The organism is Streptomyces sp. Mut1, assembly GCF_030719295.1.
In the GTDB taxonomy this organism is placed as follows: domain Bacteria; phylum Actinomycetota; class Actinomycetes; order Streptomycetales; family Streptomycetaceae; genus Streptomyces; species Streptomyces castrisilvae.
In genome coordinates this window covers 312,224-333,808 of record NZ_CP120997.1, presented here as the reverse complement: position 1 = coordinate 333,808, position 21,585 = coordinate 312,224, and the positions used below count along the sequence as shown (strand labels likewise).

Below are 21,585 nucleotides of genomic sequence, written 5' to 3'. Positions count from 1 at the left end.
AAGACGTACGAGAGGGCGGACCCGGCTGCGGGTCCGCCCCTCGCTCTTCGTGCGGTAGGGCCGGTACGGCGGCGGGGGTCAGCGGTGGCGTCCCCGGCCGAATTCGCCGCCCGTGTCCTTTCCGCCCATGTCCTTGCCGCCCTTGGTGGTGCCGTCCGCGTAGTCGATCTGCTCCTTGCGCAGCTCGGCGGAGACCTCCTTCTGCTCCGTCACCTTCTTGGTTTCCATCCGCACGCGTTCGACCGGGACGGCCTCCTTGCGCATGGTGGCGCGCTCGGCGTGCAGCGTGACCTCCACGTCCTGCTCGGCGAGGTCCCCACGGCCGGCTCCCTTGTCGCCGGGCTGCAGGGGTTCACGAACCACCCGCACCTCCTCGTGCGAGACCGGCACCGTGCGCGTGACGTTCTCGGTGACGACGTACTTGTGCAGGCGGGCCCTGCCGCTCTCGTACTCCTCGGTGCCGATGTGCAGCTGTTCCTCGGAGCGGATCAGTTCGTCCTTGCCGCCCGGGTCGGCGGCGGACCGTTCGGCGCCCGCACCGGCTCCGACCAGCGGACGGCCCGTGCCGGCGGCGTCGGCGTCCCGGTGCTTTCCGGTACCGGTCATACCGGCGGCCTCCGGGGTGGTGCCGGCCGTCCGCGTCCGGTCGTTGCCGGACCTGCCGGCCGCGCCCATGGCCCCGGCCCCGGCTCCCGCGGCCGCGCCCGTGCCCGCCGCGCCCATCGTGCCGGTGCCCGTGGTGGTCGGGGCGTCGGCACCGGAGCGGTTGCCGAGGTTGTCCTTGGTGTTCCGGGTCAGGCCGTAGTGCCGGTACAGCTCCTCCTCCTCGGAGACGGACAGATGCGCGTCCGCGTCCACCCGGGGAGCTTCCTTGACCTGGTCCTTGGGGTGGGATATGTGCAGGTCGGAGCCCACTCGACGGGCTCCGGCGAGAGGCACGAAACTCTCCTTCATTCCGAACAGGCCGGTCTTCACCGTGATCCAGTCCGGGCGGCCGGTGCTGTCGTCGACATACACCCGGCCCACGTTGCCGATCTTTTCGCCCTCGGTGTCGTACACCGTCAGGCCGTCGAGCTCTCCGGAATCCGTGAAACCGTCAGCGGCTCCCATGTCCGATTCCTCCTCGCCCGGGCGCGTCCTGTGGGTGGGTCCAGCAGAGAAGGCGCGTCCGGATTCCATCGCGCCTCACCCGGATGGACGCTGCAACCGCCCGGCCGCCGGGGGCGGCCTGCCGTATCCGCTCAGGACCGGCGCAGGCCCAGCACCACGCGGCTGCGGGCCTCCTGCGCCAGTTACGCCAATCGGGTGAACGGGGCCGGTCGGGGAGCGGCCGGAACGGGGGAGCGGGGCGGCTCCCGCAGGCCCCTGCCCCGGCACATATGATCAGCGCGTCCCATGCCGACCCGCGTCCTGCCGCGCCACCCGGGGGTGCCCCATCCGTTCCGTACGCATCCGGCTCCCCGAGCAACGCGGAGAACTGCTGGCCCGGCGCGAGGACGGCCTCGACCTGCACCACCTCGTGTGGCGGCTGGGGCCTGGCTGGCGGGTCTGCGGCAGCGCGGTGCTGGGCGGCGGCATCGGCCCGCGCGAGTGGATCCTCAACGCCCAGGTGCCCGGCGGATACCCGCGCATGGACCCCGACCGCCACCTGGCCGAGATCGCCGCCGCCGCACAGCTCACCGGCCCCGGCGCGGGACTGATGACCGCCGCCGACGTCACCGCGCACACGGTCGCCTCCGACGAGGGCGTGAGCGCGACCGCCACCTGCGGCCTCGGCGTACGCGGCTGGGCCGCCGCACCCGCCGACGGCACCGGCGGACCGCCGCCCCCCGGGACCGTGAACATCGTCGTCACGCTCCCCGTGCCCCTGACCGACGCCGCCCTCGTCAACGCCGTCGCCACCGCCACGGAGGCCAAGGTGCAGGCGCTCCTGGACGCCGGGCTCGACTGCTCCGGCACCCCCACGGACGCCGTCTGTATCGCCGTCCCCGCCCCGGCGGCCGGCGCGGGCGAACCGTTCGCAGGGCCGCGCTCCGTGTGGGGCGCGCGACTCGCCAGAGCCGTGCACGCTGCCGTGCTGGAGGGCGCGGCCAGGCAACCCTGGGACGCCGAAGCCGCCGCGCACCGGACCGGGGCGCGGCCGATGAAGGGAACCCCATGACCTCAGCAGTCCCCGCGGCCCCGCAGCAGCCGGTCGTCGCCGTCCTCGGCACCGGGATCATGGGCGCGGCCATGGCCCGCAGCCTGCTCCGCGCCGGTCTGGAGGTCCGGGCCTGGAACCGCACCCCGGCCAAGGCCGCACCGCTCGCCGCCGACGGCGCCACCGTCACCCGGACCGCGGCCGAGGCCGTGCGCGGCGCCCACCTCGTGCTCACCTCGCTCAGCGACACGACGGCCGTCGCCGCCGCGCTCGCCGCCGCGTCCGAGGGGCTGCACCGGGGCCAGGTGCTGCTGCAGACCTCGACGGTCGGGCCGGACGGCGCCGTCGAGCTGGCCCAGCGCGCCGCCGACCTCGGGCTCGTCCACCTCGACGCCCCGGTCGCCGGGACCCGGCAGCCCGCGGAGGCGGGCGCGCTGACCGTCCTCGTCTCCGGCCCCTCGGCCGCCCGCGCGGTGGCCGGACCCGTGCTGGACGCGATCGGGCAGCGCACGGTCTGGGTCGGGGAGGAACCGGGGGCGGCCTCCCGGCTGAAGCTCGTGGTCAACACCTGGGTGGTCAACCTGGTGGGCGGCGTCGCCGAGTGCCTGAACCTCGCCGAGGGCCTGGGCGTCGACCCGCGCGCTTTCCTGGACGTCGTCAGGGGCGGGCCGCTCGACACGGGCTATCTGCAGAGCAAGTCCGCCGCCGTTCTGGACGGGGACCTGACGCCCAGCTTCGCCCTGTCCACGGCCCTCAAGGACACCCGGCTCATTCTCGAAGCGGCCGGGCGGGCCGGTGTCCGGCTGGACCTGACCGCCGCTTCGGCCGCGCGCTTCGAGCGGGCGGAGGCGGACGGACACGGCGACGAGGACATGGTCGCCACCTATTACGCGGGCCGGGCCCCGGAGCGGGACGGCGACTGATCCGGCCGCGCGCCGCCCCGTCGTACGACGGCGAGGACCGCCCCACCGGTACGGGGGAGCCCGGTGGGACGGCCGCCACCCAGAGTGCCACAGGCCGGAGCGCGGCAGGAGCCGACCGGCTCATATCCGGCGGTAGTTGAGTCGAAATCGACGGTCGGGGGAATAGCCGCGCGCCATGCGTCCTTGCCGCAGCTGTGGCGTCCGGAAGCAGGGCGCCGGAGCACGGAACAGGGGAAGAAGGAGCTCATGCCGAAGGCGTACGTGTTCACCCGCAACGGCGGACCGGAAGCGGAGGCCCTCGTCGACCTGGAGACGCCGGTCCCGGGCCCGGGGGAACTGCTCGTCGCGGTCCGCACGGCAGGCGTCAACCCGGTCGACTGGAAACTGCGCACCGGATACACCAGGCCCGGCAGCGAGCCGCCGCCGTTCCCCACCGTCTTCGGCAGCGAGGCCGCCGGAGTGGTCCGCGCGACCGGACCGGGGGTCGAGGGGTTCGAGCCGGGCGACGAGGTGTTCGGCAATCCGGTGACCGGCGGGTACGCCGAGTACACACTCCTGCCCGTCGCGGTGACCGCCCACAAGCCGGCCGGTGTCTCGTTCGCCGACGCGGCCGTACTGCCCGTCGCCGCCGCCACCGCCTACGACGGGGTGCGACAGCTCGGGCTCGGCCCGGGAGCCACGCTGCTGGTCACCGGGGCGGGCGGCGGGGTGGGCAGCGCCGCCGTCCAGCTCGCCCGGCATGCCGGTGTCCGGGTCATCGGCGCCGCGAGCGAGCCCAAGAAGGACTTCGTGGAGTCGCTCGGCGCGGTGCACATCCCCTCCGGACCGGGACTCGCCGACCGGGTACGGGCCGCCGCACCCGACGGCGTCGATGCCGTCTTCGACCTCGTCGGCGGCGACACGCTGCGCGATGCGGCCACGCTCGTCGCGCCCGCCGCACTGATCAGCGCCGGCGGGAAGCCGCTCGTGGAAGAGCTGGGCGGGGCGGCCGTCCGGCGGGCCCGCACCGCCGCGGTCCTGGACGAGGTGGCACGGCTGGTCGCCGAAGGCGTCCTGCGGACCTATGTCACCCGGACCTTCCCGCTCGACCGGGCGGGCGAGGCGCTGCGCGCGGTGGAGGACGGTCACGCGCTCGGCAAGACCGTGATCGAGGTGACCGCGTGAGCGAGTCCCTGATCCCGGCCGGCCACCCGCTGGACGACCCGGTGGGCACCGCGCTGACGGGCCCGCACGCCCACTTCGCCGAGCGCCGGGGCCGCGTCCTGCGCTACCCGCCGGACGTCACCCCCTGGGTCGCGATCCCGCCGGACCCGGGGCCCGCCGACTGGGCCGACGTCGCCGCGCTCGCCGGACCGGGCGGTTCCGTCACCCTCACCGCCTTCCGGCTGCCCCCGCCCGCCGACTGGGAGGTCTCCTTCCACGCCGAGGGCGTCCAGCTCGTGGACGCGGGCGTGGCGGCCGCCCCGCACCCGGAAGCCGTACGGCTCGGTCCCGCCGACGTACCGGAGATGCTCGACCTGGTCGCCCGCACCAGGCCGGGCCCCTTCAAACCCCGTACCGTGGAACTCGGCACCTACCTCGGCATCCGCCGGGGCGGAGCCCTGGTCGCCATGGCCGGCGAACGCCTGCGGCCACCGGGCTGGGGCGAGATCAGCGCGGTCTGCACGGACGAGTCGGTGCGCGGCCAGGGGCTCGGCGGCGGGCTCGTGCGCGCCGTCGCCCATGAGATCAAGCAGCGCGGTGACACCCCGTTCCTGCACGCGGCCGCCTCCAACGCCGGGGCCGTCCGGCTCTACGAAACGCTCGGCTTCGCACTCCGCCGCCGGACCGTGTTCCTCGCCGCGCGCGTCCCCGGCCATCCGGTGGTCCCGGAGCCCGGCCGCCGGGCCGGCACCGCGGCGGCGGGCCGCTGATCCAGGGCCTTCGGCCTCCGGCATGGGGGTCCGAAGGCACCGCCGCCGCCCTTTTCCGGGACCTTCGGCAGGGACGTGAGGCCGTAAGCCTCGTGTGCTCCACCCCGTTCGCCGGGTCGAATGGAAGGAAAGGCCGGCGCCCGGCCGGCAGACCCCCGGAAGGAGAGGACCTTGACCATCGGACTCCTGAGCCGGTCCGCGACCCGGCAGGTGTCGCTCCCCGGCACCGACGCGGGCGAGGCGGCCGTACGCGCCCAGCGCGTCGGGAACGGGGCGCTGTTCGGCGGACTGGTCCTGCTGACCGCAGTGATCGCCGGCCTCGACTTCCTCTCCGGCGAGGACCTGCGCCTGGTGCCGCTGCTGGTGGTCGTGCCGGCCCTCGTCTCCGTCTTCGGGACGATGGCGCAGACCGTGGGCGCCGCCTCCTGGGTCGTGGTGGTGGCCGTCGGCTCGCGGCTGATGAGCGGCGGGACCTTCTGGGACATCGCCAGCAGCATCATCTTCACCGTCGTGGCCTGCCTTCTCGGGATCGGTGCCTGCGCCCTGCGCATCCGGCACGCCATCGAGATCGCCCGGCTCCGGTCGGCCGCCGTCGCGCTCCAGCGCCAGATCCTGCGCCCCCTGCCCATCCCCACCGACCAGCTCACCGCTCACGGCACCTATACGCCGATCGAGGAGGACCGCCTGGTCGGCGGGGACATCTACGAGGTCGTCCAGTCGGCCTACGGCACCCGCGTGATCATCGGTGACGTCCAGGGCAAGGGCGTTCCCGCCATCGGTGCGGGCTTCGCCGTCCTCGGCGCGTTCCGCGAGGCGGCCATCCGCGAGCCCTCCCTGACCGGCGTCGTCGATGCCCTGGAGGACGCCGTCGCACGGCACAACGCCTTCTCGGCCCAGACCGGCGAGACGGAGCGCTTCGTGACCGCCCTGGTCCTCGGCTTCGACGGCGACGGCCGGGTCCAGGCCGTGAACTGCGGCCACCTGCCGCCCCGACTGGTGCACGACGGGGTGGCCGTCGCGGTCCCGCTGCGCCGGACCTCGGTGCCGCTGGGCATGGCGGAGCTCAGCAACGAGGGCCGCAGCGCGGAGCGGCTGGACTTCCCTCCCGGCGCGACGCTCCTGCTGTTCACCGACGGAGTGACCGAGGCCCGTGACGCCGACGGCGACTTCTACCCGCTGGACACCCGGCTCGGCCGCTGGGCCCGCCTGGAGCCCCGGGAACTGCTCGACGCCCTCGAACAGGACCTGGAGGACTTCTCCGGCGGGGTGCGACGCGACGACATCGCCGTCCTGGCGCTGCGCAGGGCTCCCTCCGCGGCCCCCCGCCCGGCCGAGCCCGCGGGCCAGGAGGCGATGCGCGCGGCCTCGGTGTTCAGCGGGATGTAGAGCGGGAGAACGGGCCCCGCTCCAAGCGGACCAGGGCACTTCATGTCCCGGCGAGACTTATGTCGCGTCGGGACATTTTCGGGTGTACGGTGAAAAACATGCAAGCGGAACAGAAGCTTCCGGAAAGGCGGAGCCGCAAGGCGCGCCGGACCCGGGAGGCCCTGGCCGGGGCGGCATTCGAGCTCGTACTCGACCGCGGTCTCAGGGACGTGACGGTCGAGGAGATCGCGGAACGCGCGGACGTCGACCGCCGCACCTTCAGCCGGTACTTCGCGAGCAAGGAGGACGCCGTCCTGGACTCCGTCCGGGGCGACGGCGACCGGATCAACGACGCCCTGCGGGCCCGCCCGGCCGAAGAGCCCCCGCTCACCGCCTACCGCCGGGCCGTACTGGACTGGCTGGCGGACCCGGCAGCGCCGGCCTGGCACCGCCGCCCGAGGATCTTCGAACTGATGGTCCTCGCCGAGCGGGAGCCGACCCTCTACGCCGCGTTCCACCACATCCGGGTGGACGCCCAGGAGGACTCGGTCACCATCGTCGCCGACCGGATCGGGGCCGACCCCCGCAGCGACCTGCGGCCGGCCGTCACGGTCGCCGCCGGAGCCGGCGCACTCCTCGCCGCCCAGGCCGCCTGGGTGCGCGGGAACCGCCCCGACGAGCTGCCCCGGCTCGTCGAGCGGGCCTTCGACGCCCTGGCCGCGGAGCTGTCCGCCCGGCCCGCGTCACAGAGCACCACCAGCACCACGGAAGGAAACGGCACCTCATGAGCACCACCACCGCCACCCCCAACGCCCAGGAATTCGCGGGCCGCACCGCGCTCGTCACCGGAGGAGCCTCCGGCATCGGCCTGGCCCTCGCCCGCCGGCTCTCCGGCGCGGGCGCCCCGGTCGTCGTGGCCGACTACAACGAGGAGAGCGCCCGCGCGGCGGTCGCCGAACTGGAGAGCGCCGGCGGCCGGGCCGCCGCCGTGGCCATGGACGTCACCGACCCCGCGTCCGTGGAGGCGGGCGTGCGGTTCGCCGTCGACACCTTCGGCGCACTGCACCTCGCGGTGAACAACGCCGGCATCGGCGGGCCGAGCAGCCCGACCGGCGAGTACGCCGTCGAGGACTGGGACCGGGTCGTCGCCACCAACCTCAGCGGCGTCTTCTACTCGATGCGCTACGAACTGCCCGCCATCATCGCCGCGGGCGGCGGCGCGATCGTCAACATGTCCTCGATCCTCGGTACCAACGGCTTCGCCGGCTCGCCGGCCTACGTCGCCGCCAAGCACGGCGTCGTCGGCCTCACCAAGACCGCCGCCCTCGAATACGCCGCGCAGAACGTCCGGATCAACGCGGTGGGCCCCGGCTTCATCGACACCCCGCTGCTGCGCGACACCGAGGGACCGGCCCGCGACCACCTGATCTCGCTGCACCCGGCCGGGCGTCTCGGCACGGCGGAGGAAGTGGCGGAGCTCGCCGCCTTCCTGCTCTCCGACCGCGCCTCGTTCATCCACGGCAGCTACCACCTGGTGGACGGTGGCTACTCCGCCTCCTGAGCGGCGGACGGGGGCGAGGACGAGGGACGACAACGGGGGAGACCGGGGGAAACGGGGGCTCGGGGGCCGGAGACAGCCAGAGATCGACAGAGGTCAAGGAGGACCCATGAAAGCCGTCCAGTACCGCGAGATCGGTGCCGCACCCGAGGTCGTCACCGTGCCCGACCCGGAACCGGGCCCCGGGCAGGTGCTGCTGAAGGTCACCGCGGCAGGCGTCTGCCACTCCGACATCGCCGTGATGAGCTGGCCCGCCGACCAGTTCCCCTACCCGCTGCCGCTCACCCTCGGCCACGAGGGCGTCGGCACGGTCGCCGCACTCGGTGCCGGCGTCAGCGGCCTCACGACCGGCCAGTCCGTCGCCGTCTACGGCCCCTGGGGCTGCGGCACCTGCGTCAAGTGCGCCGAGGGCAAGGAGAACTACTGCCTGCGCGCCCAGGAGCTGGGCATCAACCCGCCCGGACTCGGCTCGCCGGGCGCCATGGCCGAGTACATGATCGTCGACGACCCGCGCCACCTCGTCCCCATCGGCGACCTCGACCCGGTGCGGACGGTGCCGCTCACCGACGCCGGCCTCACCCCGTACCACGCCATCAAGCGCTCCCTGCCGAAGCTGGTACCCGGGGCCACCGCCGTCGTCATCGGCACCGGAGGGCTCGGTCACGTGGCCATCCAGCTGCTGCGCGCCCTGACCGCGGCCCGGGTCATCGCCCTCGACGTCACCGAGGAGAAGCTCGACCTCGCCCGCACCGTCGGGGCGCACGAGGCGGTGCTGTCGGACGAGCACGCCGCGGAACGCATCCGGGAGCTGACGGGCGGCGTCGGCGCCCAGGTCGTCCTGGACTTCGTCGGCGCCACACCGACCGTCGCCACGGCCGGAGCGGCGGCCGCCATCGACTCCGACGTCACGATCGTCGGCATCGGAGGCGGAGCCCTGCCGGTCGGCTTCGGCGTACTGCCGTTCAACACGACGGTCAGCGCCCCGTACTGGGGATCGCGCTCCGAACTGGCCGAGGTCCTCGACCTCGCCCACGCCGGCGCGGTCGACGTGCACGTCGAGACGTACACCCTGGACGAGGCGCCGCTGGCCTACGAGCGGCTGCACGCCGGCAAGATCAACGGCCGGGCCGTCATCCTCCCGCAGGGCTGACCCCGCCCGAGGACCCGCGCAAGGAGGCGGGCCGTCGCTCCGGGCGACGGCCCGCCTCCGCGCTCGTGCGCCCGGTTCAGTCCCCGTCACCCGCCAGACGCGCGCGCAGCCGCTCCACGAAGACCCGCTGCCCCTTCACCAGCCGCTCGGCCGCGACCGTCGGGGCGCACCAGGCGAACCGGTCCATCTCCGGGAACTCCCGCAGCACCCCGGAGCCGCGCGGCCACTCCATCGTGAACGTGCCCGGTACGGCGGACGCGGGATCGATCCCGGCCCGGAGCGCCCACACCGTCACCGTCTTGCCGCTGGGCTGCCGGGCCTCGCCCAGCGCCAGCCACTCACCGTCCGGCACCGGGCGGCCGAACTCCTCCTCGAACTCCCGGCGGGCCGCCGCCCGGGGCTCCTCACCGGGGAGGTACTCGCCCTTGGGCACCGACCAGGCGGCCTGCTCGCGGCCCGCCCAGAACGGGCCGCCCATGTGCCCGATGAGAACTTCGAGCCCATGCCCGGCACCGGTACGGAACAGCAGCAGGCCCGCGCTGCGGCGGGGGTTCTTCGTGGCCGTCATACCGTCAAGTGTGCGCGGCGACGGCCCTCACGCCCCGGTGACACCCCCTACGCCTTGCGGTAGTCGTACGCCTCCGACGCGGCCGCGGCCACGGCGTCCAGGTCTCCGCCGGCCGAGGCCGTGACCAGGGCCGCCACCGCGCCCTCGACGAACGGGGCGTCCACCAGCCGTGCCCCGTCCGGGAGTTCGTCCCCCTCGGCGAGCATCGCCTTCACCGTCAGCACCGCGCTCCCGAGGTCGACGAGCACGGCTATCCCCGCGCCCGCGTCCACCGACCGGGCCGCGTCGGCGATCAGCTCCGCGCTCGTCCCGAGGCCGCCCGCCCGCGTGCCGCCGGCCGCGGCCACCGGGGCGGTCGCACCGCCCGCCGCGAGCCCCCTGGCCAGCTCCGCCACCGCCTCGGCCACCGGCCCGCTGTGCGAGACCAGGACGATGCCCACCTGTGCGTCCGTACTCATGCCGCGCCCCCGGCCGTGTCCTCGGTGTCCGCCAGCGCGGCCATCAGGAGCGCCGCGGACGCGGCCCCCGGGTCCTGGTGCCCGATGCTCCGCTCGCCCAGATAGCTCGCCCGGCCCTTGCGCGCCTGGAGCGGAACAGTCGCCTCCGCGCCCGCCAGCGCCGCCTCCCGCCCCGCGGCGAACGAGGTCCCGAGCGCGTCGACGGCCGGCAGCAGCGCGTCGAGCATCGTCTTGTCACCGGCCCGCGCCCCGCCCAGCTGCGCCACGGCCGCCACTCCTGTGCCGAGGGCCTGGGCCAGCTCGTCGGCCGTCACGGCGGGGGCGTCGCCGAGCGCCTTGCCCGTACGCCGCAGCAGTGTCCCGTACAGCGGTCCCGATGCCCCGCCGACGGTTGAGATCAACTGCCGTCCGGCCAGGGCCAGTACGGCTCCCGGGGTCTGCTGCGGCTCCTTCTCCAGGGCCGCCGAGACCGCGGTGAAACCGCGCCGGAGGTTGCTGCCGTGATCGGCGTCCCCGATCGCGGAGTCCAGCTCGGTCAGCCGTTCCGCCTCGCGGTCGACGAGGGCGGTGACCGTGGTCATCCAGCGGTGGAAGAAAGCGGCGTCGAGCACATCATCTCCTTGGTCCGTGGAACGAGCGGGTCAGCGGCCCCAGCGCAGGGCGGGCGTCTGGACCGGCGCGTCCCACAGCCGTACCAGCTCCTCGTCCGCCTGGCACAGCGTCACCGAGCAGCCCGCCATGTCGAGCGAGGTCACGTAGTTGCCCACGAGGGTACGGGCCGCCACCACACCCCGCTCGGCCAGCACCCGCTGCACCTCCGCGTTGAAGCCGTACAGCTCCAGCAGGGGCGTCGACCCCATGCCGTTGACCAGGACGAGCACCGGACCCCCGGGCCGCAGATCGTCCAGCACGGCGTTGACCGCGTAGTCGGCGATCTCCCCCGAGGTCATCATCGCCCGCCGCTCCCGGCCGGGTTCCCCGTGGATGCCCACGCCCAGTTCGAGTTCACCGGCGGGCAGGTCGAAGGTGGGGGAGCCCTTCGCGGGGGTGGTGACGGAGCTGAGAGCGACACCGAAGCTGCGCGAGGACTCGTTCACCCGGCGGGCGAGCGCGGCCACCCGGTCCAGCGGGGCGCCCTCGTCGGCCGCCGCGCCGGCGATCTTCTCCACGAACAGCGTCGCCCCCGTGCCCCGCCGTCCGGCGGTGTAGAGGCTGTCGCTCACCGCGATGTCGTCGTCCACGAGCACCTGGGCGACCCGCACCCCCTCCTCGTCGGCGAGTTCGGCGGCCATCTCGAAGTTGAGGACGTCACCCGTGTAGTTCTTGACGACGAACAGCACACCCTCGCCGCTGTCGACGGCCGCCGCGGCCCGCACCATCTGGTCCGGCACCGGAGAGGTGAACACCTCACCGGGGCACGCGGCCGACAGCATCCCCGGGCCGACGAACCCGGCGTGCAGCGGTTCGTGCCCGGACCCGCCGCCGGAGACCAGGGCCACCTTGCCCGCGACGGGGGCGTCACGGCGGACGACGACGCGGTTCTCGACATCCACGGTCAGTTCGGGGTGGGCTGCCGCGATGCCACGCAGCGCGTCGGCGACCACGGTTTCGGGCACATTGATCAGCATGCGCAACGGAATCTCCCAGGAGGGCTGTCGGACCCGGACGGCGTCGACACCACCGTAGGCCGTCATCGGCCCTGTGCGAAGAGCCACCGGGCTACGCTGTCGGGCGTCTGCCGCGCCCCCTTCCCCGCCTCTCTTCGTGCGAACAGGTGATCGGACTTGCTGTACATCGCGTTCCTGCGAGGACTGAACGTCCCGGGCCGTTCCGTGAAGATGGAGCGCCTGCGCGGCCTGTTCACGGAGATGGGCCTCGCGTCGGTGCGCAGCTACATCCAGAGCGGCAACGTCTTCTTCGAGACCGACGAGACCGACCGCTCCGCGCTCACCGCCCGGATCGGCGGCCACCTCGCCACCACTCTCGGCTACTCCGTCGCGGTATGCCTGCGTACGGTCCCGGAACTGAAGGCGCTCATCGCGCTCGACCCGTTCAAGGACATCACCGTCACCGACGACATGCGCTGCTGCGTGGTGTTCACGACCGAGCGGATCGATCCGGACCTGGCGCTGCCGCTGCTCTCCCCGAAGAAGGACATGGAGATCATCGGCAGCACGGAGTACGACGCCTTCGTCGTCTGGTACCTCCTCAACGGCAAGGCACCGGCCGCGAAGGGCTTCCAGGAGAAGGTCCTCGGACGGGACGCGACGACCCGCTTCTTCCACACCGTGGTGAAGATCCTCGCCGCGGCCGAGCAGGGCGCGGCCTGAGGGTCCGGCCCGCGGGTCAGGCGCGGTCGATGTGCACGCTGGTCGACTTCACCCGGGCGGTGGCCTGCACACCGACCTCCAGACCCAGTTCCTCGACGGCCTCCCGGGTCAGCAGGGACACCAGCCGGTGCGGGCCGGCCTGGATCTCGACCTGCGCGGCCACGTCACCGAGCTTGACGGCGGTGACGATCCCCGGGAACGCGTTGCGGGCGGAGGTGTACGAGACGTCCGAATCGCCCGCGCCGCCCTGGGCGACCTCGACGGAGAACGCCGCCAGGTCGCGGCCGTCGATGAGGCGCCTGCCGCCCTCGTCCCGGTGCGTCGCGACGCGGCCTGCGTCGGCCCAGCGCCGTGCGGTGTCGGGGCTGACCCCGAGGAGGCGGGCCGCCTGCCCGATCGTGTAGGACTGCATGCGCCGTACCCTAACCGGCCCGGGCGCGGGCCATCCCGGCACGGCCGGGTGGACCTGCCGGGATGAGGAATCGCGGTGCGCGTCCTAGGGTGCGAACCATGGCAGAGAGCGCGGCGGACCGGGGTTCCGCGGGACGGGGTACGGACTCCGCTTCCGGCCACGGCACACCCGACCCCCGGCGGTGGCGGGCGCTCGCCGTCTGCCTGGTCGCCGGCTTCATGACCCTCCTGGACGTCTCGATCGTCAACGTCGCGCTGCCGTCCATCAGGGAAGGCCTGCACACCCCGGAGTCCGACCTGCAATGGGTCCTGTCCGGATACGCCCTGGCCTTCGGCCTGTTCCTGATCCCGGCCGGGCGGCTCGGCGACGCGCGCGGCCGGCGCGCGGTGTTCATGGCCGGGCTGACGCTCTTCACGCTCTCGTCCGCGGCCTGCGGCGCCGCCCAGTCCAGCCTCTGGCTGGTGATCGCCCGACTGGTCCAGGGACTGGCCGGCGGCATGGTCTCGCCGCAGATCTCCGCCCTCATCCAGCAGATGTTCCAGGGACGGGAACGCGGCCGGGCCTTCGGCATGTTCGGCACGGTGGTCGGCATCTCCACCGCCGTCGGCCCGCTCCTCGGCGGCCTGCTCATCCAGGCGGCCGGAGCCGAAGAGGGCTGGCGGTGGGTGTTCTACGTCAACCTGCCGCTCGGCCTGATCTGCCTCCTGCTGGCCCGCCGCCTGCTGCCCGACACCCCGTCGGCCGGGCCGGTCAGGCTGCGGGACCTCGACCCGCTGGGGGTCCTGCTGCTGGGCACGGGGGTGCTGACACTGCTGCTGCCGTTCGTCCAGTCCCGGCAGTGGCCCGGCGACGGCAAATGGCTGCTGCTCATCCTGGCCGTGGCACTGCTCGCCGCCTTCGTGGCCTGGGAGGGCCGGTGCGGCCGCCGCGGCACCCAGCCGGTGATCGACCTCAGACTCTTCCGGGTGCGCTCCTACTGGCTGGGCTGCCTGCTGATCCTGCTGTACTTCGCGGGATTCACCTCGATCTTCTTCATCACGACCCTCTATCTCCAGAGCGGTCTGCACTACACCGCCCTCCAGGCGGGTCTGGCCATCACCCCGTTCGCCCTGGGCTCCGCCGTCGCGGCGAGCCCCGGCGGCCGGCTCGTCGGACGGTTCGGCCGCCCCCTCGTCGCCGTCGGACTGGCCGCCGTGGCCGTGGGCCTCGGGGCGACCGCCCTCGCCGTCCACCTGGTGCCCGGCCGGGGCGCCGGCTGGGCGATGGCCGCACCCCTGCTGTTCGCCGGACTCGGCAGCGGCCTGGTCATCGCACCCAACCAGACCCTCACCCTCTCCGAGGTTCCGGTGGCCACCGCGGGCAGCGCTGGCGGCACCCTTCAGACCGGCCAGCGCGTCGGCTCCGCGATCGGCATCGCCGCCGTCGGCTCGGTCTTCTTCGCCCGGGTCGGTTCCGACGGCTGGTCCAGCGCCTACGACCACGGGCTCGTCGTCTCGGTCGCCTTCGTCGTCGCCGGACTGCTCGTCGCGCTGGCCGACGTGGGCGGCGCCCGGCGGGGTAGGAACCGGGGGCGGCGCTCCGTACCTCCCGCAGCCGCCTCGTAAGCCTCGCACGCCTCGTAAGGAGAACGCGATGAACGACACCGCCGGCACCGGATCCGACGGCAACAGCGCGTACGGGCATAAACCGTTCAAGCGCTCCCGCAGCCACTTCGCCGACCGCATCACCGCCGACGGCCGCGACGGCTGGCCCGTCGAGGCGGGCCGCTACCGGCTCGTCGTCAGCCGCGCCTGCCCCTGGGCGAGCCGCGCCCTGGTCTCCCGCAGGCTGCTCGGCCTGGAGAGCGCCCTCTCGCTCGGCGTGACCGACCCGTTGCAGGACGACCGCAGCTGGCGCTTCACACTGGACGCCGGCGGCCGGGACCCGGTGCTCGGCATCCGCTACCTGAGCGAGGCCTACGACGCCAGGGAGCGCGACTACCCGGGCGGCGTCAGCGTGCCCGCGATCGTCGACGTACCCAGCGGGATGCTCGTCACCAACGACTACCAGCAGATCACCCTGGACCTCGCGACCGAGTGGACCGCCCTGCACCGGCCCGGCGCGCCCGACCTCTACCCCGAGCCGCTGCGCGCGGAGATCGACGAGGTCATGGAAGGCATCTACCAGGACGTCAACAACGGCGTGTACCGCGCCGGATTCGCGGACGGCCAGAGCACCTACGAGGCCGCGTACGAGGCGGTCTTCCGCAGGCTGGAGCAGATGTCGCAGCGGCTCGCAGACCACCGCTACCTCGTCGGGGACACGATCACCGAGGCCGACATCCGGTTCTTCACCACCCTGGTGCGCTTCGACGCCGTCTACCACGGCCACTTCAAGTGCAACCGCCGGAAACTGGCCGAGGACCCGGTGCTGTGGGCGTACGCCAGGGACCTCTACCAGACCCCCGGGTTCGGGGACACGGTCGACTTCCACCACATCAAGCAGCACTACTACCGGGTGCACACCGGCATCAACCCCACCGGGATCGTCCCCGTGGGACCCGACCTGTCCGGCTGGCTGACCCCGCACCACCGCGAACAGCTCGGCGGCCGTCCCTTCGGCGACGGAACCCCGCCGGGCCCGGTGCCGGACGGAGAGGCGGTTCCCGCCCCGCACCGGCCGTAGGGCGTGTTCCGGCCGGTGCGGGGCGGGGCCCTGTCGAGTCGGCCCCACTCACGAGATATCTTGATGTCAAGCAATGTTGCAGACGTGGAGCGGAGCACAGGGTGACTGACTCGACCATCATCTATACACACACCGACGAGGCCCCGGCCCTGGCGACGTATTCGTTCCTGCCCGTGATCGAGGCCTACGCCTCCAAGGCCGGGGTCACCGTGGAGAGCCGTGACATCTCCCTGGCGGGCCGGATCATCGCCGGCTTCCCCGACCGCCTCCCGGAGAACCAGCGCGTCGACGACGCCCTCGCCGAGCTCGGCGCGCTGGCCACCACCCCCGGGGCCAACATCATCAAGCTGCCCAACATCTCGGCCTCGATCCCGCAGCTGAAGGCCGCGATCGCCGAGCTCCAGGGCCAGGGCTACGCCCTCCCGGACTACCCCGACGACCCGAAGACCGACGAGGACAAGGACGTCCGCGCCCGTTACGACAAGGTCAAGGGCAGCGCCGTCAACCCCGTCCTGCGCGAGGGCAACTCCGACCGCCGCGCCCCCGCGTCGGTCAAGAACTACGCCAAGACCCACCCGCACCGCATGGGCGCCTGGACCGCCGACTCCAAGACGAACGTCGCCACCATGGGCGTCGACGACTTCCGGGCCACCGAGAAGTCCGCGGTCGTCGCCGAGCCGGGCAGCCTGCGCATCGAGCTCGCCGGTGACGACGGCACCACCACCGTCCTGCGCGAGTCCGTACCGGTCCTGGCGGGCGAGGTCGTCGACGCCTCCGTCATGCGGGTCGCCGCGCTGCGCGAGTTCATCACCGCGCAGATCGCCCGCGCCAAGGCCGAGGGCGTGCTCTTCTCCGTGCACCTCAAGGCCACGATGATGAAGGTCTCCGACCCGATCATCTTCGGTCACGTCGTGCGTGCCTTCTTCCCGAAGACCTTCGCCGAGCACGGTGACGCGCTCGCCGCCGCGGGCCTGACCCCGAACGACGGCCTCGGCGGCATCCTCAAGGGCCTGGAGGCGCTGCCCGAGGGCGCGAAGATCAAGGCGTCCTTCGAGGCCGAGCTCGCCGAGGGCCCCGCCCTCGCGATGGTCGACTCCGACAAGGGCATCACCAACCTGCACGTCCCCAGCGACGTCATCGTGGACGCCTCCATGCCGGCCATGATCCGCACCTCCGGCCACATGTGGGGCCCGGACGGCCAGGAGGCCGACACCATCGCCGTCCTCCCGGACAGCAGCTACGCCGGTGTCTACCAGGTCGTCATCGACGACTGCCGCGCCAACGGCGCCTTCGACCCGTCCACGATGGGCTCGGTGCCCAACGTCGGTCTCATGGCGCAGAAGGCCGAGGAGTACGGCAGCCACGACAAGACCTTCGAGATCCCCGCCACCGGCACGGTCCGCGTCGTCGACGCCGCCGGCAACGCGGTGCTGGAGCAGGCCGTCGGCGCCGGTGACATCTTCCGGATGTGCCAGACCAAGGACCTGCCGATCCAGGACTGGGTCAAGCTCGCCGTGACCCGCGCCCGCGCGACCGGCGACCCGGCCGTCTTCTGGCTGGACGAGGGCCGCGCGCACGACGCACAGCTCATCGAGAAGGTCCGCACCTACCTCGCCGAGCACGACACCGAGGGCCTGCGGATCGAGATCAAGACCCCCGAGGAGGCCACCGCCTTCTCCCTGGAGCGCATCCGCCGCGGCGAGGACACCATCTCCGTCACCGGCAACGTGCTCCGTGACTACCTGACGGACCTCTTCCCGATCCTGGAGCTCGGCACCAGCGCGAAGATGCTCTCCGTCGTCCCCCTGATGAACGGCGGCGGCCTCTTCGAGACCGGCGCCGGCGGCTCCGCGCCCAAGCACGTGCAGCAGCTCGTCAAGGAGGACTACCTGCGCTGGGACAGCCTGGGCGAGTTCCTCGCCCTCGCCGTCAGCTTTGAGCACCTCGCGCAGACCACGGGCAACGCCCGCGCCCAGGTCCTCGCCGACACGCTGGACCGCGCCACGGCCACGTTCCTCAACGAGGACAAGTCGCCCAGCCGTCGCCTCGGCGGCATCGACAACCGCGGCAGCCACTTCTACCTGTCCCTGTACTGGGCGCAGGAGCTGGCGCGGCAGACCGCCGACGCCGACCTCGCCGCCGCGTTCGCCCCGCTCGCCAAGACGCTGGCCGAGCAGGAGCAGACGATCATCGACGAGCTGATCGCGGTCCAGGGCAAGCCGGCCGACATCGGCGGCTACTACCAGCCCGACCCGGCCAAGGCCGCGGCCGTCATGCGTCCCTCCGCGACGTTCAACCAGGCGATCGCGAGCCTCGCCTGATCTGACGCGCGATGCCCCGGCCGGCCTCCGCCGCGCCGGGGCACCGCCGTCTCCGCCGCGACCACCCTGACGGGTGAAAGTCGCGCCACGGCGGGTGCCGGGCCGCGTCCGGGGGCCCCTTCGCTGGTTTGCTGCACCGGTAATGCGCGGCTGACCGGATCGAAGGAGCGGGCCTTGACGACGACGGGCACAGCAGGTACGGCGGAGGACGAGGAGTCGTACGCCAACGAGCTACCGGTGCACAGCAGGGAGCCCGGCAACGTCGTCATCAAGTGGGCGACCACCACCGACCACAAGACGATCGGCTCGCTCTACCTGGTCACTTCGTTCGCGTTCTTCCTCGGCGGCGGGCTGCTCGCGCTGTTCATGCGCGCCGAGCTGGCCCGTCCCGGCATGCAGATCATGTCGAACGAGCAGTTCAACCAGGCGTTCACGATGCACGGCACGATCATGCTGCTGATGTTCGCGACGCCGCTGTTCGCCGGATTCGCGAACTGGATCATGCCGCTCCAGATCGGCGCGCCCGACGTGGCGTTCCCACGGCTGAACATGCTGGCCTACTGGCTCTACCTCTTCGGCTCGCTCATCGCGGTGGCCGGCTTCCTCACCCCGAACGGCGCCGCCGACTTCGGCTGGTTCGCCTACTCGCCGCTGACCGACGTGGTCCGCTCGCCCGGGATCGGCGGTGACCTGTGGATCATGGGTCTGGCCCTCTCCGGCTTCGGCACGATCCTCGGCTCGGTCAACTTCATCACCACGATCATCTGCATGCGCGCCCCCGGCATGACGATGTTCCGCATGCCGATCTTCGTCTGGAACGTCCTGCTGACCGCCCTGCTGGTCCTGCTGGCCTTCCCGGTGCTCGCCGCGGCACTCCTGGCGCTGGAGGCGGACCGCAAGTTCGGCGCGCACGTCTTCGACGCCGCCAACGGTGGTGCGCTGCTCTGGCAGCACCTCTTCTGGTTCTTCGGCCATCCCGAGGTGTACATCATCGCCCTGCCGTTCTTCGGCATCGTCTCCGAGATCATCCCCGTCTTCAGCCGCAAGCCGATCTTCGGCTACATCGGCCTGGTGGCCGCGACGATCTCCATCGCCGGCCTCTCGATCACCGTGTGGGCGCACCACATGTTCGTCACCGGTGCGGTGCTGCTGCCGTTCTTCTCGTTCATGTCGTTCCTCATCGCGGTGCCCACCGGGGTGAAGTTCTTCAACTGGATCGGCACGATGTGGAAGGGCTCGTTGTCCTTCGAGACACCGATGCTCTGGTCCATCGGCTTCCTCGTGACGTTCCTCTTCGGCGGACTGACCGGAGTGCTCCTCGCGTCGCCGCCGATGGACTTCCAGGTCTCGGACTCGTACTTCGTGGTCGCGCACTTCCACTACGTCGTCTTCGGCACCGTGGTGTTCGCGATGTTCGCCGGGTTCCACTTCTGGTGGCCGAAGTTCACCGGCAAGATGCTGGACGAGCGGCTCGGGAAGATCACCTTCTGGACGCTGTTCGCAGGGTTCCACGGCACGTTCCTGGTACAGCACTGGCTGGGCGTCGAGGGCATGCCGCGGCGTTACGCGGACTACCTCGCCGCGGACGGCTTCACCGCGCTGAACACGATCTCGACGATCTCCTCGTTCCTGCTCGGTCTGTCGATGCTGCCCTTCCTCTACAACGTCTGGAAGACCGCCAAGTACGGCAAGAAGATCGAGGCGGACGACCCCTGGGGCTACGGCCGCTCGCTGGAGTGGGCGACCTCCTGCCCGCCGCCGCGCCACAACTTCGTCACCCTGCCCCGTATCCGCTCCGAGTCCCCGGCCTTCGACCTGCACCACCCGGCCGTGCGTGAGCTGGAGGAGGCCACCACCCACCCAAACCGCTCCGTCACGGTGGCACCGGGGGACAAGCAGGCGTGAGCGCCAGGGACGGCCGCAAGGAGAACCGGGTGGCGAGCGGCCCGGACACCGAGAGCGCCCGGGGGCTGGCCCAGATGGAGGGCTACCTGCTGTGGAACGCCGAGGTCGAGCAGGCGCGCAGGCTCGCCCGCCGCTTCACCGACCAGCTGCCCTGGCTCACGACGGCCCAGCGCGAGGACGTGGAGCGTGTCTACACGGCGGAGCGCACCATGGATTCCCGGCTGATGCTGGCGCGGATCTCGGCCCGCGCCACGCAACTGCGCGGCGAGTACAGCGAGCGCTACCGCAGGCTCCGCGCCCGCTGTGTCGCCACCGCGCTGGTCTGGGCGGGCGCGGCGGGCGGCGCCTGCGGTGTGGTGACGTACCTGGCCAGATGAGGGGCGAGGTCGTCCGTTCTGCCGTCCCAGCGGGCGGACCGCCACCTTCGTCGTGAAGATGAGAGGTGACGTGCGCGTGTGACGGGGCAGGCGAACGGACGACCGTGCAGACCCCCCAGAAGGGACGATCACTGTGGCACGACCCAGGATTCTCGTTGTCGGAGCCGGTTTCGCCGGGGTCGAGTGCGTGCGCCGTCTGGAGCGGCGGCTGCGGCCCGGTGAAGCGGACATCGCACTCGTCGCCCCGTTCTCGTACCAGCTCTACCTGCCGCTGCTGCCCCAGGTGGCCTCCGGTGTGCTGACGCCGCAGTCCGTCGCGGTGTCCCTGCGGCGCAGCAGCCGCCATCGCACGCGCATCATTCCCGGCGGGGCCATCGGGGTGGACCCCAAGGCGAAGGTGTGCGTGGTCCGCAAGATCACCGACGAGATCGTGGACGAGCCGTACGACCACCTCGTACTGAGTCCCGGCAGTGTCACCCGCACCTTCGACATCCCCGGCCTCCTCGACAACGCCCGCGGCATGAAGACGCTGGCCGAGGCGGCCTACGTACGCGACCACGTGATCGCGCAGCTCGACCTGGCGGACGCCAGCGACGACGAGGAGGAGCGGGCTTCGCGGCTCCAGTTCGTCGTGGTCGGCGGCGGGTACGCGGGCACCGAGACCGCGGCCTGCCTCCAGCGGCTCACCACCAACGCGCTCAGGCACTACCCCCGCCTCGACCCGGAGCTCATCAAGTGGCACCTGATCGACATCGCGCCCAAGCTCATGCCCGAACTGGGCGACAAGCTCGGCAACAGCGCCCTGAAGGTGCTGCGCGACCGGGGGATCGAGGTGTCGCTCGGCGTGTCGATCGCCGAGGCGGGGCCCGACACCGTGAAGTTCACCGACGGCCGGGTGCTGCCGTGCCGCACGCTGATCTGGACGGCCGGAGTCACGGCGAGCCCGCTGGTCGGCACCTTCGACGCGGAGACCGTGAAGGGCCGCCTCGCCGTGACCCCGGAGATGACACTGCCCGGCTACGACGGCGTGTTCGCGCTCGGCGACGTGGCCGCCGTGCCCGACCTGGCCAAGGGAGACGGCGCGGTCTGCCCGCCGACCGCCCAGCACGCCATGCGCCAGGGCCGCAAGCTCGCCGACAACCTCCTGGCGACCCTCCGCGGCCGGCCGCTCCAGCCGTACGTCCACAAGGACCTCGGGCTCGTCGTGGACCTCGGCGGGAAAGACGCCGTCTCCAAGCCCCTCGGCATCGAGATGCACGGGATCGGTGCCCAGGCCGTGGCCCGCGGCTACCACTGGACGGCGTTGCGGACCAACGTGGCCAAGGCCCGCGTCATGGCGAACTGGCTGATCAACGCCTCCGCCGGCGACGACTTCGTCCGCACCGGGTTCCAGATGCGCAAACCGGCGACGCTGCGGGACTTCGAGTACACCGACAGCTATCTCACCCCGGAGCAGGTCCGCAAGCACACGGCCGCGCTGCACGCCCGGATGTGACCCGGA

21 protein-coding genes are annotated in these 21,585 nt (G+C 72.4%); 15 read left to right on the top strand and 6 right to left on the bottom strand.

Annotation, left to right across the window (positions count from 1 at the left end; all coding sequences use genetic code 11):
* Positions 1–78: 78 nt before the first annotated feature.
* Positions 79–1,110, bottom strand: coding sequence for a PRC and DUF2382 domain-containing protein (locus P8A18_RS01315; RefSeq protein WP_306050927.1), 1,032 nt, complete (start codon positions 1,108–1,110; stop codon positions 79–81).
* Between the two features lie 367 nt (positions 1,111–1,477).
* On the opposite strand from P8A18_RS01315, the gene P8A18_RS01310 reads away from it, so the two are divergent.
* The 8 genes from P8A18_RS01310 to P8A18_RS01275 all read left to right on the top strand — a co-directional run bounded on the left by P8A18_RS01310 (position 1,478) and on the right by P8A18_RS01275 (position 9,049).
* A complete protein-coding gene (locus P8A18_RS01310; protein ID WP_371933751.1) occupies positions 1,478–2,161 on the top strand; it encodes an adenosylcobinamide amidohydrolase in 684 nt (227 codons plus the stop codon).
* Positions 2,158–3,063, top strand: a complete 906-nt coding sequence (locus tag P8A18_RS01305) for an NAD(P)-dependent oxidoreductase (protein WP_306050926.1) — start codon at positions 2,158–2,160, stop codon at positions 3,061–3,063. The genes P8A18_RS01310 and P8A18_RS01305 overlap by 4 nt, the downstream gene beginning before the upstream one ends.
* Before the next feature lie 246 nt (positions 3,064–3,309).
* Positions 3,310–4,227 carry an NADP-dependent oxidoreductase gene (locus tag P8A18_RS01300; RefSeq protein WP_306050925.1) on the top strand — a complete coding sequence of 306 codons (918 nt, stop codon included), beginning with the start codon at positions 3,310–3,312 and terminating at the stop codon, positions 4,225–4,227.
* Positions 4,224–4,976 (top strand): GNAT family N-acetyltransferase, encoded by a 753-nt coding sequence (locus P8A18_RS01295; RefSeq protein ID WP_306050923.1) that lies wholly within the window; start codon positions 4,224–4,226, stop codon positions 4,974–4,976. The genes P8A18_RS01300 and P8A18_RS01295 overlap by 4 nt, the downstream gene beginning before the upstream one ends.
* 171 nt (positions 4,977–5,147) lie before the next feature.
* Complete coding sequence (locus P8A18_RS01290) at positions 5,148–6,362, top strand: PP2C family protein-serine/threonine phosphatase (RefSeq protein ID WP_306050921.1); 1,215 nt, start codon at positions 5,148–5,150, stop codon at positions 6,360–6,362.
* 98 nt (positions 6,363–6,460) lie between these two features.
* Positions 6,461–7,129 (top strand): TetR family transcriptional regulator, encoded by a 669-nt coding sequence (locus tag P8A18_RS01285; protein ID WP_306050919.1) that lies wholly within the window; start codon positions 6,461–6,463, stop codon positions 7,127–7,129.
* Positions 7,126–7,902: an SDR family NAD(P)-dependent oxidoreductase gene (locus tag P8A18_RS01280; RefSeq protein ID WP_306050917.1), complete on the top strand. Its 777-nt coding sequence runs from the start codon at positions 7,126–7,128 to the stop codon at positions 7,900–7,902. The genes P8A18_RS01285 and P8A18_RS01280 overlap by 4 nt, the downstream gene beginning before the upstream one ends.
* Before the next feature lie 106 nt (positions 7,903–8,008).
* On the top strand, positions 8,009–9,049 hold the full coding sequence (locus P8A18_RS01275; RefSeq protein WP_306050915.1) for an NAD(P)-dependent alcohol dehydrogenase: 1,041 nt from the start codon (positions 8,009–8,011) through the stop codon (positions 9,047–9,049).
* Between the two features lie 76 nt (positions 9,050–9,125).
* Here P8A18_RS01275 and P8A18_RS01270 read toward each other — a convergent pair whose 3' ends face one another.
* The 4 genes from P8A18_RS01270 to dhaK are packed head-to-tail and all read right to left on the bottom strand — an operon-like array spanning position 9,126 to position 11,709.
* On the bottom strand, positions 9,126–9,617 hold the full coding sequence (locus P8A18_RS01270) for an NUDIX hydrolase (RefSeq protein WP_306050912.1): 492 nt from the start codon (positions 9,615–9,617) through the stop codon (positions 9,126–9,128).
* Between the two features lie 47 nt (positions 9,618–9,664).
* On the bottom strand, positions 9,665–10,075 hold the full coding sequence (locus P8A18_RS01265; RefSeq protein WP_018551048.1) for a PTS-dependent dihydroxyacetone kinase phosphotransferase subunit DhaM: 411 nt from the start codon (positions 10,073–10,075) through the stop codon (positions 9,665–9,667).
* On the bottom strand, positions 10,072–10,686 hold the full coding sequence (gene dhaL / locus P8A18_RS01260; protein ID WP_306050910.1) for a dihydroxyacetone kinase subunit DhaL: 615 nt from the start codon (positions 10,684–10,686) through the stop codon (positions 10,072–10,074). Before dhaL ends, P8A18_RS01265 begins: the two co-directional genes overlap by 4 nt.
* A gap of 30 nt (positions 10,687–10,716) precedes the next feature.
* The gene (gene dhaK / locus P8A18_RS01255; RefSeq protein WP_306060615.1) at positions 10,717–11,709 is read right to left on the bottom strand and encodes a dihydroxyacetone kinase subunit DhaK; all 993 of its coding nucleotides are present in this window, start codon (positions 11,707–11,709) and stop codon (positions 10,717–10,719) included.
* A 150-nt stretch (positions 11,710–11,859) separates the two neighbouring features.
* Between dhaK and P8A18_RS01250 the strand changes: the two genes are divergently transcribed.
* Positions 11,860–12,405, top strand: a complete 546-nt coding sequence (locus P8A18_RS01250; protein WP_306050908.1) for a DUF1697 domain-containing protein — start codon at positions 11,860–11,862, stop codon at positions 12,403–12,405.
* Positions 12,406–12,421: 16 nt separating this feature from the next.
* On the opposite strand, the gene P8A18_RS01245 is transcribed toward P8A18_RS01250, so the two are convergent.
* A complete protein-coding gene (locus tag P8A18_RS01245) occupies positions 12,422–12,817 on the bottom strand; it encodes a TOBE domain-containing protein (RefSeq protein WP_306050906.1) in 396 nt (131 codons plus the stop codon).
* Between the two features lie 98 nt (positions 12,818–12,915).
* On the opposite strand from P8A18_RS01245, the gene P8A18_RS01240 reads away from it, so the two are divergent.
* The 6 genes from P8A18_RS01240 to P8A18_RS01215 all read left to right on the top strand — a co-directional run bounded on the left by P8A18_RS01240 (position 12,916) and on the right by P8A18_RS01215 (position 21,579).
* Positions 12,916–14,421, top strand: coding sequence for an MFS transporter (locus P8A18_RS01240; RefSeq protein ID WP_306050904.1), 1,506 nt, complete (start codon positions 12,916–12,918; stop codon positions 14,419–14,421).
* A 28-nt stretch (positions 14,422–14,449) separates the two neighbouring features.
* The gene (locus tag P8A18_RS01235; protein ID WP_306050903.1) at positions 14,450–15,481 is read left to right on the top strand and encodes a glutathione S-transferase family protein; all 1,032 of its coding nucleotides are present in this window, start codon (positions 14,450–14,452) and stop codon (positions 15,479–15,481) included.
* 101 nt (positions 15,482–15,582) lie between these two features.
* Entirely contained in the window at positions 15,583–17,802 is a 2,220-nt protein-coding gene (locus P8A18_RS01230) for an NADP-dependent isocitrate dehydrogenase (protein WP_306050901.1), read from the top strand.
* 174 nt (positions 17,803–17,976) lie between these two features.
* Positions 17,977–19,707: an aa3-type cytochrome oxidase subunit I gene (gene ctaD / locus P8A18_RS01225; RefSeq protein ID WP_306050899.1), complete on the top strand. Its 1,731-nt coding sequence runs from the start codon at positions 17,977–17,979 to the stop codon at positions 19,705–19,707.
* 74 nt (positions 19,708–19,781) lie between these two features.
* Positions 19,782–20,084 (top strand): hypothetical protein, encoded by a 303-nt coding sequence (locus tag P8A18_RS01220; RefSeq protein ID WP_051094592.1) that lies wholly within the window; start codon positions 19,782–19,784, stop codon positions 20,082–20,084.
* 133 nt (positions 20,085–20,217) lie between these two features.
* Positions 20,218–21,579, top strand: coding sequence for an NAD(P)/FAD-dependent oxidoreductase (locus P8A18_RS01215; protein ID WP_306050897.1), 1,362 nt, complete (start codon positions 20,218–20,220; stop codon positions 21,577–21,579).
* Positions 21,580–21,585 lie beyond the last annotated feature (6 nt).